General features: G+C 36.2%; 12 protein-coding genes, 1 other RNA gene and 1 riboswitch. Of the genes, 3 read left to right on the forward strand and 10 right to left on the reverse strand.

All coding sequences use genetic code 11. From position 1 onward, the window contains the following. Positions 1–137: 137 nt before the first annotated feature. Positions 138–1325: a methionine adenosyltransferase gene (gene metK, locus RBU59_RS14565; RefSeq protein ID WP_308143248.1), complete on the reverse strand. Its 1188-nt coding sequence runs from the start codon at positions 1323–1325 to the stop codon at positions 138–140. A gap of 258 nt (positions 1326–1583) precedes the next feature. Next, a riboswitch (SAM riboswitch) is annotated at positions 1584–1680 on the reverse strand. A gap of 238 nt (positions 1681–1918) precedes the next feature. Between metK and RBU59_RS14570 the strand changes: the two genes are divergently transcribed. After that, the gene (locus RBU59_RS14570; RefSeq protein ID WP_308143249.1) at positions 1919–2992 is read left to right on the forward strand and encodes an HD-GYP domain-containing protein; all 1074 of its coding nucleotides are present in this window, start codon (positions 1919–1921) and stop codon (positions 2990–2992) included. Between the two features lie 159 nt (positions 2993–3151). Here the strand turns inward: RBU59_RS14570 and RBU59_RS14575 are convergent, their stop codons facing one another. From RBU59_RS14575 to RBU59_RS14585, 3 genes are all read right to left on the reverse strand, one after another. After that, the gene (locus RBU59_RS14575) at positions 3152–4450 is read right to left on the reverse strand and encodes a UDP-N-acetylglucosamine 1-carboxyvinyltransferase (protein WP_308143250.1); all 1299 of its coding nucleotides are present in this window, start codon (positions 4448–4450) and stop codon (positions 3152–3154) included. Between the two features lie 174 nt (positions 4451–4624). Continuing rightward, complete coding sequence (locus tag RBU59_RS14580) at positions 4625–5128, reverse strand: shikimate kinase (protein ID WP_308143251.1); 504 nt, start codon at positions 5126–5128, stop codon at positions 4625–4627. Between the two features lie 241 nt (positions 5129–5369). Then, a complete protein-coding gene (locus tag RBU59_RS14585; protein WP_308143252.1) occupies positions 5370–5933 on the reverse strand; it encodes a flavin reductase family protein in 564 nt (187 codons plus the stop codon). Positions 5934–6144: 211 nt separating this feature from the next. On the opposite strand from RBU59_RS14585, the gene RBU59_RS14590 reads away from it, so the two are divergent. Further along, the gene (locus tag RBU59_RS14590) at positions 6145–6486 is read left to right on the forward strand and encodes an Ig-like domain-containing protein (RefSeq protein ID WP_308143253.1); all 342 of its coding nucleotides are present in this window, start codon (positions 6145–6147) and stop codon (positions 6484–6486) included. Here the strand turns inward: RBU59_RS14590 and RBU59_RS14595 are convergent. The 5 genes from RBU59_RS14595 to ffs form a co-directional block, all read right to left on the reverse strand. Then, a complete protein-coding gene (locus RBU59_RS14595) occupies positions 6483–8132 on the reverse strand; it encodes a putative manganese-dependent inorganic diphosphatase (protein ID WP_308143254.1) in 1650 nt (549 codons plus the stop codon). The two genes, RBU59_RS14590 and RBU59_RS14595, sit on opposite strands and share 4 nt — an antisense overlap. A gap of 144 nt (positions 8133–8276) precedes the next feature. Further along, the gene (locus tag RBU59_RS14600) at positions 8277–10412 is read right to left on the reverse strand and encodes a hypothetical protein (RefSeq protein ID WP_308143255.1); all 2136 of its coding nucleotides are present in this window, start codon (positions 10410–10412) and stop codon (positions 8277–8279) included. A 59-nt stretch (positions 10413–10471) separates the two neighbouring features. Further along, on the reverse strand, positions 10472–11206 hold the full coding sequence (locus RBU59_RS14605) for an ABC transporter ATP-binding protein (protein ID WP_308143256.1): 735 nt from the start codon (positions 11204–11206) through the stop codon (positions 10472–10474). 696 nt (positions 11207–11902) lie between these two features. Further along, the gene (locus tag RBU59_RS14610) at positions 11903–14245 is read right to left on the reverse strand and encodes a cyclic nucleotide-binding domain-containing protein (protein WP_308143257.1); all 2343 of its coding nucleotides are present in this window, start codon (positions 14243–14245) and stop codon (positions 11903–11905) included. A gap of 516 nt (positions 14246–14761) precedes the next feature. Then, positions 14762–15023, reverse strand: an RNA gene (gene ffs, locus RBU59_RS14615) — signal recognition particle sRNA large type. A gap of 302 nt (positions 15024–15325) precedes the next feature. Between ffs and RBU59_RS14620 the strand changes: the two genes are divergently transcribed. After that, the gene (locus tag RBU59_RS14620) at positions 15326–15988 is read left to right on the forward strand and encodes a response regulator transcription factor (RefSeq protein WP_308143258.1); all 663 of its coding nucleotides are present in this window, start codon (positions 15326–15328) and stop codon (positions 15986–15988) included. On the opposite strand, the gene RBU59_RS14625 is transcribed toward RBU59_RS14620, so the two are convergent. Beyond that, complete coding sequence (locus RBU59_RS14625) at positions 15985–16329, reverse strand: Hpt domain-containing protein (protein WP_308143259.1); 345 nt, start codon at positions 16327–16329, stop codon at positions 15985–15987. The genes RBU59_RS14620 and RBU59_RS14625 overlap by 4 nt on opposite strands. Positions 16330–16489: the final 160 nt, after the last annotated feature.

Raw genomic sequence — 16489 nt, forward strand, 5'->3', positions numbered from 1 at the left:
CTGTTAACAGACTGATGCAAAACGTTTTTGTGCCGGGTTCGAACATGGATTTCAAAAAACAGACAGCCGGTGTCGAAAGAGAGCTTCTCAACCTGACACCGGCTGTTTTATTTTATATAATAGACTTTTAATACTTATTAAAGATATTTCTTTAAGTCATCTACCTTGTTTAATCTTTCCCATGGTAAATTTAACTCATTACGTCCAAAATGCCCATAGGCTGCTGTTTTCTTATATATCGGACGTCTTAAATCCAACATTTTAATAATTCCTGCAGGACGCAAATCAAAATTATCCCGGATTATCTGGATTAGATCATTATTTTCTAATTTCCCGGTATTAAAGGTATCTACCATAATGGAAGTCGGCTGTGCAACGCCGATTGCATAGGATAACTGAATTTCACATTTATCTGCCAAACCTGCCGCTACAATGTTTTTTGCAACATAACGAGCCGCATAAGAAGCTGAACGGTCTACTTTGGTACAATCCTTGCCGGAAAACGCACCGCCGCCATGACGTGCATAACCGCCATAGGTATCTACAATAATTTTACGTCCGGTCAGACCACTGTCACCGTTCGGTCCGCCGATAACAAAACGTCCGGTTGGATTAATAAAGAATTTAGTACTTTCGTCCACTAATTCGCTTGGTAATATTGCATCGAATACGTATTGTTTAATATCTTTATGAATCTGTTCCTGGGTAACCTCAGGATTATGCTGAGTGGATAATACTACAGCATTTAAGTGTATCGGCTTACCCTCTTCATTATATTCTACTGTAACCTGAGACTTTCCGTCCGGACGGAGATATGGTAAGGTTCCGTCTTTTCTTACTTTCGTCAGCTGTTTTGTTAACTGATGTGCCAGATAGATTGGATATGGCAGATATTCTTCCGTTTCATTGCTGGCAAAACCAAACATCATTCCCTGGTCTCCGGCTCCAATTGCTTCCAATTCATTTTCTGACATAGTATGTTCTCTGGCTTCCAGAGCCTTATTAACTCCCATTGCTATATCGGCAGACTGCTCATCCAATGCTACGATAACCCCGCAGGTATTGGCATCAAAACCGTAATCAGATCTGTCATACCCGATTTCGCGTATCGTATCACGAACTATTTTCTGAATGTCAACATAACCGTTTGTGGTTATTTCACCCATAACCAAAACTAAACCGGTGGTTATAGCTGTTTCACAGGCAACCCTGCTCATAGGATCCTGTTCTAATAATGCGTCTAAAACTGCATCTGAAACCTGATCACAGATTTTATCAGGATGTCCTTCTGTAACAGATTCTGAGGTAAATAATAATTTATTCATACTTTTGCTCCTATCTGCGTGTTTTTCACGCTTGTATTAACTACGCCGGGCGCAGCCGTTATGCGGCAGCTTTCTGGCGCCTGGATGTTTTTCTCGCACATGTGCATCAAATCCGGAGATTTTTATAACAAGGTAACTGGTCCGATTTTTATGTTTCATGTCCGGAGGGCTTTCTTTAACATAAGGAAGTTCGTAGAACTATCCTGTGAAATAAAAAAAGCCCGATAAGACGGACTTGATAATAATAAACATCAAATCCTCTTATTGTTCGATTACTCGCTCAGGTTGGCACCTTCCGCAATGGGGGTTGCCGTGACTTCATAGAGCCTTTACTCTCCGTCACTCTGAATAAGAGAAAATATTGCCTAATATGCAATTAATAAAACTTATCAGAAATTGCTATTCAAACCTCTGATAAAAGGCGGTTCTTTATACCACCGTATATTATATCTGATATGTTTGAGAATAAACTATTTTTATTATATTGTCAAGGGCTTTTTTCTTTATTGACAAAATGTAACATAATTCTTATACTTATGCTAACAAAAACTTTATATGTATATAGCGTTTATACGCAAAGATTGGGGGCAATCGTGAAAAAAAAACGTATTACAGTGAAACAGGCTACCCCGGGGATGGTAGCAGGAGAAGATATCTACAATTATAACAACCAGCTGGTTATCTCAGAAGGCACCACCTTGACAGATAAAATTATTACACGTCTTAAATTTTATTCCATTAACGACTTTAGTATTATTTTGGAAGATGTAAAGAAACCGACAATGAAAGATGCCAGCCATTCTCAAATGACACGTGAAAGTATCGAATTCAAACAGTTCAGTAGTTCTTTCATGGAAGCTCTTCCGGTTTTTAAGGGTGAATTAAATAAAATTGAAGCAAAAGATACGACTCTTGATATCAACGGTTTGATAAAACACACTACCCAGATATTGTCGAAAAGCCGTAACGGCATTCATGTATTTGATATGCTTCATTGTATGCGGGAATTTGACGACTTAACTTATGTACATTCCATCAACGTTGCATTAATTGCAAATGTATTCGGGCACTGGCTGAAGTTACCTGAAAAAGACATTGATATCCTTACTGCCAGTGGTTTATTGCATGATATAGGCAAACTCACGCTTCCGTCCGAAATCATTAATAAACAGGACAGTCTCACAGCTTCAGAGTATTCCACCGTTAAAACCCATACGGTTAAGGGCTATCAGATTTTAAAAAATAAAGATGTGGATCTTCGTATAAAATATACTGCTTTAATGCACCACGAACGTTGTGACGGCAGCGGATATCCCAATGGTTTTCACGGTTCTGAAATTGATTCTTTTGCTAAAATAATTGCTATAGCCGATGTTTATGATGCTATGACTTCTGCCAGGGTCTACCGCCCTGCATTATGCCCATTCGAAGCACTCAGTTTATTTGAAGCAGAAGGTCTTCAGAAATTCGACCCTCATTACATAATGACTTTTCTTCAGGAAATTGTGCAATCCTATGTAGGTAAACGTGTGAGATTAAGTGATCAGACCGTAGGTGAAATCCGTTTGATTAATAATCATTATCTATCAAAACCAATTGTTCAGGTCGGTAACCGTTTTATTGATCTTTCTAAAGAGCACAAATTGATTATTGAAGCTATTATATAATAAATACTTTTTGAATATAACTTTTACCGGATATCTTTTTTGAATCTACTATAACATAAAATATCAAAAAAGGATATGAAGAAGCTTCCATTCACTTCTTTTATATCCTTTTCATTTGCTAAAATCAGATAATATATATCTTTGCTACATTTTATATACTTAACTTACTTTCAATTTAAATTTCTGTACGGCTTTTTCGTCTTCGATATCTATTTTAGCCATTGTTGCACCAAGGCCTTGCATTTTCCGTTCAAAATGCTCATAACCCCGTTCAATAAATTCAACCTGTTCCACAATGGTAAACCCTTCGGCTACTAATCCTGCTATAACAAGAGCTGCACCTGCTCTTAAATCAGGTGCACTGACAATCGCACCGGTAAGGCCAGATACTCCTACGATAATTGCAGAATTACCCTCAACCTTAATACTTGCTCCCATTCTGGCAAGTTCATCAACATATTTTAAACGGTTTTCAAACATTGTTTCCGTTACTATGCTTGTCCCCTCAGATGTCACCAGGGTTGCGGCCATCTGCGGCTGCATATCTGTGGGAAAACCGGGATATGGAAGAGTTTTTATATTGGTATGTCCCAATCTGTCAGATGCCGTAACACGTACCGCATCATCATATTCCTCCACCGAAACACCAATTTCTATAAGTTTTGCTGTAATTGCCTCAAGGTGCTTCGGAATAACGTTCTTAATCAGTACGTCCCCCTTTGTTGCCGCTGCTGCAAACATAAAGGTACCGGCTTCTATCTGATCAGGAATTATTGCATATTCACTTCCGGATAAAGACTTAACACCTTTAATACGAATTACATCTGTTCCTGCACCTTTAATACTTGCGCCCATACTATTTAAAAAGTTTGCCACATCAACTACATGAGGCTCTTTCGCTGAGTTTTCGATAATAGTAACCCCGTCTGCAAGGCAAGCCGCCATCATAATATTAATGGTAGCCCCAACGCTGGCTATATCCAGATAAATATGGGTACCCTTTAATTCTTTGGCTTCCGCCTGGATCATACCATGTTCGATTTTAACGGAAGCACCTAAAGCTTCAAACCCTTTAATGTGTTGATCAATGGGCCTGCTTCCGATATTGCATCCACCCGGTAAAGCTACCTGGGCTTTTTTATATTTACCTAATAAAGCTCCTAAAAGATAGTAGGATGCACGTATTTTACGTATGAATTCATAATCTATACTCATGGAATCAATTTTACTTCCATTAATTCTTACAGAATGTTCATTTATTCTATCAACTTTCGCCCCTATTTCCTCAATTGCCTGCAGCATAACCTTTATATCACTTATATCAGGCAGATTTTCAACAGTTACCGTTTCATCCGTCATAATGGCCGCAGACAAAATCCCCAGCGCCGCATTCTTAGCGCCCCCAATTGACACTTCGCCATGCAAAGCTTTGCCGCCTTTTATAATATATTGCTCCATTGCACACCTCATTATTTTTGTTACGTGATTTTTACTATTTTGCACATAAATCACTAATTTTAATTGTAAAATTTGTTAGATTAACTTGATTATACCATAAATTATCTGGTTGTAAAATATTTTTTACATTATTCAGTTCCTGTAAAATAATACTAAAATTCTTTCAGCTTACGGTTAAGAATAATGCCTTACTTCCTCCGCTATCTTATCCATAAGTTCTTCCGCATTTAATTCTTCGCCATCTATAACAATATGGGCATATTTTTCGTATAATGGGCAACGTTCCTCATATAAAGACTTTAATGTCTGACCCTCTTTAAAAACTACCCCTCTTTGTTTTATGTTCCCCAAACGGTTATCAATTGTTTCTAAACTTAATTTTATATATACAACAATGCCAATTTCCCGTAAATGGTTGATCGCTTCAGTACCATATATTATACTTCCGCCTGTTGCTATAACTGTATTGGTTGTTTTGATATCACTGTTAACCTGATTTTCAACGGCAATAAACCCATCTAAACCACGCGCTTCTATGATATCCTTTAATAAACAATTCTCCTGCTCCTGAATTAGTAAATCAGAATCTATAAAATTATATCCCAAAACCTTGGCAAGTATAATACCAATTGTACTTTTCCCGGCGCCAGGCATTCCAATCAATACTATGTTCTTCATATCTTCCTCTCATTCTGTCTTCATGTCACATAAAATCCATCGCAGTATGATAATCAAGCCCCAATGGCTTTATAATCATATTCCCAAAAAGAATTGTGAAGTAATATCTAAAGTTATTCGAAATAATTTCTAAAGATATTATGAAATAAATTCTTTTGAACACAATGAACAGATTATATCACCTTTCGACCACCTCGCCAAGTACTTTTTATTTTTTCCCGTTTTCTAAATCTTAAACAGGTTATTTTTTCTTGACGCTGTATCCAAAATTACCCATTAGTTCTCCCAACCCAAAATACTCTCCATGGGAGTAAACAATAGGGTCTGCTTTACTTAAATCAAACTTGCCTTTTGTGTTTAAATAGGAAATATCTGCATGAACCCCCAAGACTTCCGATATAAACATATCATGAGAACCCAGCTTCATTATTTGCTTCACTTTACATTCTATATTAACCGGACATTCCTGAATCAATGGAGCTTTTACCACTTTTGCAGGAACCGGCGTTAATCTCATCTCTTGAAATTTATCTACATCTCTTCCCGATCTGACTCCGCAATAATCTACTGCTTTCACTAGTTTCTTTGTTGTCAGATTAAGAACAAATTCCTTCGTGTCTTTTATGATATCATAGGATAACCGGCTGGGTCTTACCGATATATATACCATAGCCGGATTGGTGCAGATGGTACCCGTCCAGGCCACAGTAATTATATTGGGTTTTTCCCCTTCCCTCTGGCAGCTGACCATAACAGCCGGCAGGGGATATAACATATTACCGGCTTTCCAAAATTCTTTTTCCATTAAATTTCCTCCCTGCACTATGAACAGAAAAGATTTCCGATCATTTAGTACATTAATCTGATAAAAGGTATATTTCTAATTCTTAATAACTACTATGCTATTTTTATAAAATATTGTATAATAGAATTATATAACATTTAAATTGATAAGCTTTGTCTACCGGTGCAGATAAAGCAAAGAACACAAACGCTGAAAAATTGAGGTGAGTACAATGTCAAATAACTTTTTAAATATTGAATCCGTTTCTGATGAAGTCCAGGATAAAGTCAGGCAGACCCTAAAATTTCGTACGGGTAATTTTGTATGGCGTATTAAATTTTCTTCACCGTTAAATCCTGCTACCGTAAATAATCGTAATCTTTATGTCACTTCCATCAACCAAATTCCTCTTAAAACCCATATAAGTTACGATTCCATTAATAAATACATAGAAATTGAACCCTTAGAGCCTTATACGGAAAATGAATCCTACATATTAACGGTTACTCAAAATGTAAAATCCGTAGGCGGTAAAAACCTAAAGAAAAATATTCAGATTCAATTTAAAATCTAAACATTGTCCTGCTGGAGAGTTATCATCAAGGCAGGAATTAACTGTTTCTTCCTTGATACAACTCCCCTCAGATAAATAATATCGCTGCCTTTATCCAGTTTAAAAGCATTTACAAGCAATTCTTTTGAACCGGCACCCTGATATAGCAATTCCGTGGAACTGTCAATTATATTGGTAAGCATAAAGAATAGCATTTCCACTCCATGATCTTTGAATGCTTTCTGCATATATGGTACCAGTTTTTCCTTAATGGCTTCTAATTCTTCCTGATTCATGGAATTAATTTGACCTACTCCAAAAATCAGATCTCCAGCCGTAAATTTTTTAAAGTCCTGATAGAATATTTCCTCCGGTGATTTTGAGGTCAGGTTGCTGCCTGCCGCAAACATTTCTTTTGCATATTCCTCTACCTGTATACCGGCTATTTTCGCAAGTTCCTCAGAGGAGGTCCGGTCTATGTCGGTACAGGTAGGAGACCGGTAAACCAGGGTATCGGATAGTATGGCCGAGCATAACAAACCTGCCATCTGAGGTTCAACCTCAATACCATTTTCACGGTACATCTGGTATATTATAGTAGCCGTGCAACCTAAAGGTTGGTTACGGAAAAATACCGGGCTTATGGTTTCTAAACTGCCAAGGCGATGATGATCTATGATTTCCAGTATTTCTGCATCCTCCAGACCATCCACTGCCTGGGATTTCTCATTATGATCCACTAATATAACTTTTTTTCTTTTTGGATTTAAAAGGTTTCGTCTGGAGATCATACCAATATAACATCCGTCTTTATTCAGAACCGGAAAATCACGGTACCTTTTTTTTGCCATAATTTCCCTGATATCCTCTATATAATCTTCCGTGGAAAAGGTTATTAACTCCTGGGCAGTCATAAAAAACCAGATTGGTATGCTTTGATTAATCAACCTGGCAGCTGTAAATGTATCAAAAGGAGTCCGAATAATCGTACATTTATTGTTCTGCGCCAGTTTTGTTATGGTTTTTGATACCTTGGCGCCGTCACAGACTATGATACATTTCGCATTCATTTCAATTGCGCAAAGCTGGGATTCATACCGGTTTCCTAATATTACTATATCGCCTTTTTCAATATAAGTTTCCATCAGGTCCGGATTAGCGGCAGCGATCAGAACTTTACCATCAGCAAAAATTTCTTCCAAATCTCCTGCTGCCAATTCACCCTCTAAGGTTTCTATAATATTAATACAAGATGTTTCCGCTTTCGTTAATATCCGGTTATCATAAACATCCATGTATGACTTAGCGATATCACCAATGGTAATTAAACCCTCCAGACGATTATCTTGATTAATAATAGGTAACGTTACCACATTATTTTTTCGCATATAGGACCAGGCGGTTTTAAGTGATATATCTTTTTTAACCCCCTCTGTCCTTCGTATCTCTATATCTTTTACCTGGGTACGGATATCCGATAAGTAGCTGGGTGCTGTGACCTTAAACCGATCCAGTACAAACCTTGTTTCAGAATTTATCTGACCTGCCCTTTTTGCTTTGTATTCTCCGCCGGTTAGAATCCTTTTTAACTTTGCATAAGCAATTGCTGAACAAATGGAGTCCGTATCCGGATTGATATGCCCTATGACATATATTTCATTATCCATTTGATTCCTCCTCCCATATATAATTGTGACTTTTCAGTCAATACCGTTCTAACAACATCATGTATGCGTTTATATTCACAGAATAGATACCTGTTTTGGCGCTAAATAACTGGAATTCTTAGAATTTGTCCATTTTGCACAATATTATATAAAATCCTCTTTTTTAATATATAAGAAGTCTTCTGAACTTAAATCCCGGTCATGAATAATATCCGAAAGCAGAGATTTATTTCTTTTATCTGCAGATGTTTTAGTCCTTTTTGCCAATTCCATTACAGCCTCTAACCGATCTTCATTTTTTACAACGTTAATGATTCTTTCTATTTCCTTTTCAAAAGCGATTTTAACTTCCCTGGTAAATTCATAATCGTTATTCCGTATATAAGTAAAAGCAAATCCTGATAAATCTTCTTTTGAATACTCTGGGAGATTTATCATATTACCGAATATCTCACCTATGTTAGGATTCCTATCAAAAAGATTTTTCATACCTTTTTGATTATCCTCTAATATAACAAATATATTTTCTCCTAAATTCTGTATTAACGAAACTAATTGTTCAACGGCATCCGAATCCAGTAATCCGGCTTCTTCAATAATCAGGGAACTGTTAATCAATTTATCTTTCTTTGATTCCAAAGAAATTCCGTTAAGCTTTGAGGCCGATATTTTTGCTATACGATTTGTATTGATCCAATTAAGTCCATAAAGTGCCTTTGATATTTTCTTTGCCAGAGTCGTTTTACCGGTTTTTCTTTCGCCGATAACTACTATGTGATTTGTTTTTGAATAGTCAGACAGGATACTTTCTAAGCATGATTCTATTTGATTTCTGCAGGAATCCATGTTGACAAAATATCCAAAATCTTTTTCGTAATTCATACCGGCTTCAGAAAATATAGAATCAAATTTATCCGGAGTATATCTTGATTCTTTTTGATTCTTCTCCATATTAATTACCGGCTGTTTCATAACCTCAATCTCATTCTCATTTGTTTTATTATTTTCCACATCGGATAACGGAATAATCTCTTTTTGTTCGGTTATTATTTTTTCATCTGTAACTTCTTTTTTAACTTCATTATCATCAGATTTTTGAAGTTCATCGGTTATTCCGAGATATTGGTCTTCTTCTATTTCTTCTGCTCCGTTATATTGGTTTTCTTCCGTTGTTCCGAGATATTGTTCTTCCTCGGCCTCTTCTTTCATTTCATAATTTTGTTTCTCGTCTGCTTCTTCATTTACTTCTAAATATTGAGTCTCTTCCTTGTCTTCCTGATCTTTTGAATAGGATTCTTCATTTTCAAGGTCAGTATCTAATTTCCTTACAATATGAAATATATGATTTGGTACGGATCCATTTTCTGAGCTTTTTTCTGCATTCTCCAGACCATCTCCTGAATTCTCAATCTCTTTTTTAAGATGCTCCAAACCGTTTTTATGCATTACATCTCTTTCTAGTTTTCTTGCAACTTTTTTAAAAAATGCTTGCAGTTCAGGATCATTATTCTCTGTATTTTCCATATCTCTTTCATAATCACTGTGCCGGGTCTTTAGCATATCCGGTTTCCCATTGGCAGAAGTATCTTCCTCAGCTAAGAATTGATCGATCTGACTTCGCATAACGCTGAAATCTTTCGTTTTATCCAGTCCAAACTTCTTTTCTGCTTCTTTTTTTTCTTTTGCTTTCAGCATATGTACCGGGTTGATTTCTCCAACATAATAACCCTTTAACAGTCTGGCTTTTTCTACATAAATACCATCACCAAACCATAATATAATATCACTGCATTCCCTGACGCATTTATCCTTCATTCCGGCTTTATGATAGAGTTTGGCAAGTTCATAAGCCCACATTTCATAATATTCATATTCTTTTAATTTTTCCAGGGATTCTATCAGCACCTCGTAAGGTTCTTGATTCAGCTTATCTATCCAATACCGTAAAATATAACGGTTGGGATCCATCGGTGCTGCCTTAATGTATTTCTCCAGGTATTCCTCTGCATCCGAAACGTTGCCCCTTCTAATGGACAAATCTACAAGCTGGTACAGAACTCTTCTTGTTTTGGTTTTACCATAAATTTTGGTTAATACTTCCATGGCTTCTTCATATCGTTCACTTTGCGTATAAACATCCGCGATGATACTCAAATCGGTAAGAGCTTTAATTTTAACAATATCCATGGTGTCCAAAATCTTCATTGCTTTTTCATATTGGCTGTTTTCAACCAATCTTCTGATTTCTTCTATTTTTACAATATTATCATAACGTTCCATATTAACTCCCATCCGTCTGCCATAAGCATACACTATTTATCTAAATGGTACTCCCTCGGTTATTTTACTTCTATAAGTTCATAATATAACTCTTCCAAGGTTTTATCTGTATCTGTTAATAAAGTTTTCTTCTTTCCATACACAATTTCTTTACCCTTATCCAATATACAAATGGAATCACATAGCTGTTCCACTTCATCCATGTAATGTCCGCAGTACAAAATGGTTGTGCCGCCACGATTTAACTTTCTTATAGATTCCAGAATTTGATTTCTGGCAATGATATCAATACCAACCGTAGGCTCGTCCAACACCAAAAAATCCGGATGATGCAATAGAGCCGCCCCTATATTAAGACGCCGTTTCATACCCCCTGAATATTCAGCTGTCTTCTGATTTAAATTGTCTTTTGTAAAACCGATAATATCACAGACTTCCTTAATTCTTTCCTCTAATATTTTTTTAGGTACATGGTAGGCATTCCCCCAAAATACCAGATTATCTCTTCCTGAAAGGGATGAATAAAGTGTAATATCCTGCGGAACGTAACCCAAATGCTCCCTGATAAGCTGTGGATTTTTCACTATGCTTTTACCTTGATATATAATATCCCCGCTGTCCGGCTTAGTTTTTGTCGTCAGCATGGAAATAGTAGTTGATTTTCCAGCCCCGTTTGCTCCGACCAATCCGAATATTTCACCTCTTTGTATCTCAAATGATATTCCATCCACCGCTTTATTCTTTTTATAAGACTTTTTTACATCAAGTAAACTAAGCATAATCATACCTCTCATTTATAAACTCATCCTACTTTATCTTACCATTCGGGGCCTATTAAGACAAGTGCAACCTCGTAATTTGTTGCAGTTCAGCCTTCCAGCCAAACTGTAACAAATGTAACTCAGCATGTTGGTCTCGGTTATTTATGACTTTAGCTTTAGCTGCACTCACAAAAAACACCTGCCATAAATATGTTTATGGCAGGTGTTATCCTGTTACTTCTTATTTCAATCTCCTTTTATGTAGTTAATCGGAGTCTCTTATATAACTTTATGCCCTGCTAAAGCTGATTTAATAACAGGTTTTACAGTTCCATATTACATGCATTCAGAATTTTAATCATTATATAACTCCAAATTCTATATCACGCAACTTGCATATCCTTAGATACATTCATCTATGTTGAAGGCCTTTCCAGCAGGACAATCTTTCTGCATGTAACGGATAGGTATATACTCTGAATCTTCCTCTAAAGAACCCATTGGAATCTCCTCCTTTCCCTTAAGCACAAAATGTCTTGTTGAATTATCTGTTAATTAAATCAATCGATTGATTTATAATGTCATTATAAATAATAATTTGATATTTGTCAATATCCTTTTACATTTTTAAACTGTAGTTAATATATCGAACAGCAACATGTTAATTGACAGATAATTTCATCCCGGATTTAATAGTAACTAAATATGGTATTTCCAAATATAAATTCCTTATAAGTCACGATAGAAAATATATGTCTCCATTAATTCTTCCGTAATCTCTCCGCCTTCTTTTTCAATTGCACGGAATCTTAAATCTAATTCTTTTTTCTTTTTTAAGGTATTTCGTGTAAATCGTTCCATTGCATCTGCAAATAAAGGCTGCATTTTTACCCTGTCTCTAATGGGTTTACTAAACGGACAGTAAGTTGCCAGCATTTCCCTTGCTACCCTGTTAAGCCTTATTGCACCGGTGGCTTCCCCTTTCACCCATGCTTCATAATCAATAACAAAAATCTCACGGTAATTGCCCTTACCTTTTTGTATCTGCGATTTTACTTTTTCTTTTACTTCTTCCGAAAGTTCCCTGTTCTTTTTAAAGAATTGGATATAATCTGCATATTCGGAAGTTAATGACCTATACTTAATATTGTTCCAGGCACTTCCCTGAATGCTTCTGCATAATTCCCAACGGAACCTGCCAAGTATCTTTATTAATATGTCCTTAATATTCACATCCGAAAAGTTAGGCAGAACAAACCTTCCCTCGTTGCTTTTCCTCTTCCCGGTGATTTCCTGCCACATAACACCGTTATACCCTAAAGTAGGCATTAGTATAATATCCGGAAATACCTGCTTTAAAATATATTCTTTGGAGATACCTTTCTCTACGTTCACATACATTACCTCTCTGTGGAAAACCGAATAATCAACTTCAAGGAGTTCATTTATGGCACGGTTAACCGTTTCTGCCGTTACCAGTAATTTCTTAATGTCCTTAAACATATTATCGCCCCATAAGAATGGCACAAATGTGCTGATTTGTCCGCTGACTACCCTGTGATTATAGCGGAACATATTATTTATTTCGTAGATGACTTTCTCTCTCTGGTTCGATAATAATTCTTTTTCCTGAGTTTCTGTTATTTCTGCTTTCCTTTTTCTGTCACGGAGCATATCTGTATAATCCAAATCAAATTCATTTTTGGAGGGTTCCTTAGCTCCCTTGTAAATATTAATAAGCCAGTCTTTAATATTATAAACCTTACAGGGTTCCTGGTTATTTGTTGATTCCTCATCCAGATTATATAATTCTTTTAACTGTTCTCTGGATAAAAGTCTTTCGTCCAGAAATCCGTATTTCAAGAACAAATCAATGATCTTTGGTACTTCTTTATCATTCAGCGCTTTAAAGAATACCCTTTCATATAATTCGTAATAATGCTGCATAATCTTCCTGCGCAATACCCTGGTTTTGTCATCTGAAGAAAACTTATCTTTAAGGTTAATAAAATTAAGCACAAGCTGATTAAGCTCCTCTGCTTTTTCTGCATCTCTTTCGCAATAAAGCTGAATCTGTTTTAAGGAATCCTTAAAGTCCTCTGACATTTGCTGTAATTCACTCTGAGTATACTGGAAGTTATTTTCAACCTGTTCCTTCCGACTGCTGTTTTTAGATAACAACAGATAATATATTTCTTCCATACGGGTCCTATCCACTTGTATGGATCTTCCAACCTTTTCTTCATAAAGCTTTTCAGTCTTATTTATCTGGTCGATTATTTCATCTACTATATGTAATATGTCGTTGTTATAACCGCCGCTTTCTTCTATGGAAATGGACAAAGCTGCAAATTCTTTAAAAAGACAACTATCCGTATTGTTCATTAACAGACTGAATATATCATAAATATAAGTGGATAATTCCATACATTCCGTAGTTAATTGATCTATTAATTCCGATATTTCTTCCACCAAATAGAGAGTTACCCCATCTCCCGAAGTGCAAAAAGACTTCCATACATCCAAAGAAATTTTAGCGCATTCCTTATAATAAGCTAACTTTCTCTCATCTATAATGGATTCGCTGTTATATCTTTCCATATCCTGTATGGAATCAATAACGGTCGTCGGATAACCATACCTTTTTCCGGTTTCCAAATAAACCTCATAATTACGGTATATAAAATTATAAAGCTGGTCGGCCATTAATTGCAACGCACTGTATACCTTATCCAATTCATTGATCTGCCTGGTCAAAGATGCAACCATTAAACCTTTATAATCCTTATTGGAAGCAAATATTTCTCCTAATTCATCTTTTTGTTGTATGGGGAAACAATAGAAAGTTAAATCGTCATAAGCAATATACGTATTCAGATATCGCCCTTTATATAACAGATCGCTGACACCTAAGAAATTTCCAGATCCTAATATAATTTTAGAACCATGATTAACAGCCTGTACCCGCCCTTTTAAAATAATACATACACTATTAATCTGTTCATCTAACTCATAAATAACTGACCCCTTTTCAGCCTGATTTACTGCATAGTTGTTTATCTTTATTGCCATAGCTCACCTCAAAATTTTGACATTTTATTCATAATACTATTATAATCTAAAAATCGACATTTCGAAAGGCTTATTTATAAAAATACATGATTGTTTTATAGTAAAAAAGCACCAACAGCTAAGCTATTGATGCAATCTTTTGATTAGGTATTAGAGGGGGCCGGGCCACCGTTCCCGATGGCTATGAGCAAAGGCCTATCCCCATTGATAGTATTCCGGCCCCTATATATTGTATATAGAAAACTACCCCCTTTGGCAGCTCCTACCATAGGAAATGAGCGGGTAACCGTAATGTACCCCTTTAAAATAACTTGTAATCCGGAAGAACAAGGCATCGGCGAGCTGATACTCTCGCGCCAAAGCGAGCCCTCTGCAATCAATTCCTTTCCGCCGAGATGCGCATCCTGCACGGTAGAGCTTTTTATGCAATAGGACGCATTTTTCTATTGCATAAAAAAATGCCGTTCACAAAAGTGACGACATCTTTGCCTCTATTAAATTTATTGTTATTAAATTCCGTGCGTCTTGCTTCGAATGCTCTTCATAGGCGTTACCCCTACAGTTAACTCGGCCCAGGCAGCCTTACGGCACACAAGAGCTTTCGCTTAGTGCTGCTCCATTCCTGACCTGACACGGTTCACGAATTCCTGTTGCGTAAGACCCAGACGTCAACATCACTTATAGGGGGCAGCCCTACAAAAAAGCACCCTAGGCAAGGCATCACCCCTGCTGTAGCGGATTGCAGGTACAGGGCACCGCTATCTCCCCGGCTGCACGGAAACTTTTTGGCTATTATGAATTCGGCTTTCTATAGCCGATTAACAAATTATAAAAACAGATTCAATCAGTTTAATAAACCTGTGTGAAATAGTATACTTCATTTCATAAAAAAAGTCAAGTATATTGAAACAGGCAGGTAGTGGTAAACATTTGTTATTATATGCTAAATATCTGCATTTTATAACATCTGTGTCCATAATAAATCAATTTCAAATAAGTTCAAAAGTGTTCACTTCTTGCATTGTTTTAATTTTAACAAAATGTTATAATATACTTGTATAAGGGAGAATGGAGTTTCTAATGATAAGATTATTAATAGCAGATGATCAAAAACTTTTACGGGAAAGTTTTAAATATATAATTGAAAATAATAGTGATATTAAAGTAATTGGTTGTGTAGGGGATGGCAAAGAGGCATATGAGTTTTGTTCAAAAACCAATCCGGATATTGTTTTAATGGATATTGCAATGCCTTTATGTAATGGAACCGAAGCCACCAAGTTAATTAAAACAAATTATCCCCATGTTAAAGTACTTATCCTCACCGCTTCCAGTAATGGGGATGATGTTGCTGAAGCAATTTGTAATGGTGCCGACGGATATATTGTAAAAGATATCGGCACGGAAGAATTGATTCTTTCAATCAAAAGTACTGCAGCTGGTTTAGGAATTATACATAAAAAAGTGCTTAATTCCGTACCTTTAGCAAAAAATGAGCCTGATACTTTAAAGAAAAAAGATAAATCCATTGAGATTGGAGGAATTCCTGTAGCATTAACTGAGAAAGATCTGCAAATAATTTCGTTTATCGTTGCAGGGTATGATAATAAACAAATTGGGTCCGTCTTGTTTATGGCCGAGGGTACAATAAAGAATAAAGTAACTGAAATTATATCCAAACTCCAGTTAAGAGACAGAACCCAACTAGCTGTATTTGCAATCAAAAATAATCTGGTAAATTAATTTTGAAAATATAAAGCAATAGCATCGGCCACCTGAGCAATTGCTTTATTTAGTTGATTTATTACAGGTTCCAACGTATCAAAATCTTTGTTTTTTAGTTTACTTTCCAATCCGACAGCAATTTCAAGAATTACAGGTGTACGATAGCTGCTTGCTATTCCTTTCATTTTATGTACAACCGGCAGCAGCTCTTCCGCCTTATTCTGTTCTAAGTAAGTGTTAATCTCATTTTTTTCCTGAATTATTTCTTCTGCAAAGATGAAATACAACTCCTTTAAAGTATCATAATCCAAACCTGCATCCTTTCGGAAGGAATATATGTCCACAATGATTTCATCCATTTTTATAACCCCCTTCCGCTCTATTATAAATGATTTTAGTACTTTTCTCCAGTACTAAAAGTCATATTATTACATGCAATTAGCATAATTTTGTTATTGTTCACGGAACTGCTGCTTTTTGCAGGGGAGTGAACAGTAATATAATTATCCAAATCACAGC

This window comes from Anaerocolumna sp. MB42-C2 (genome assembly GCF_030913705.1).
In the GTDB taxonomy this organism is placed as follows: domain Bacteria; phylum Bacillota; class Clostridia; order Lachnospirales; family Lachnospiraceae; genus Anaerocolumna.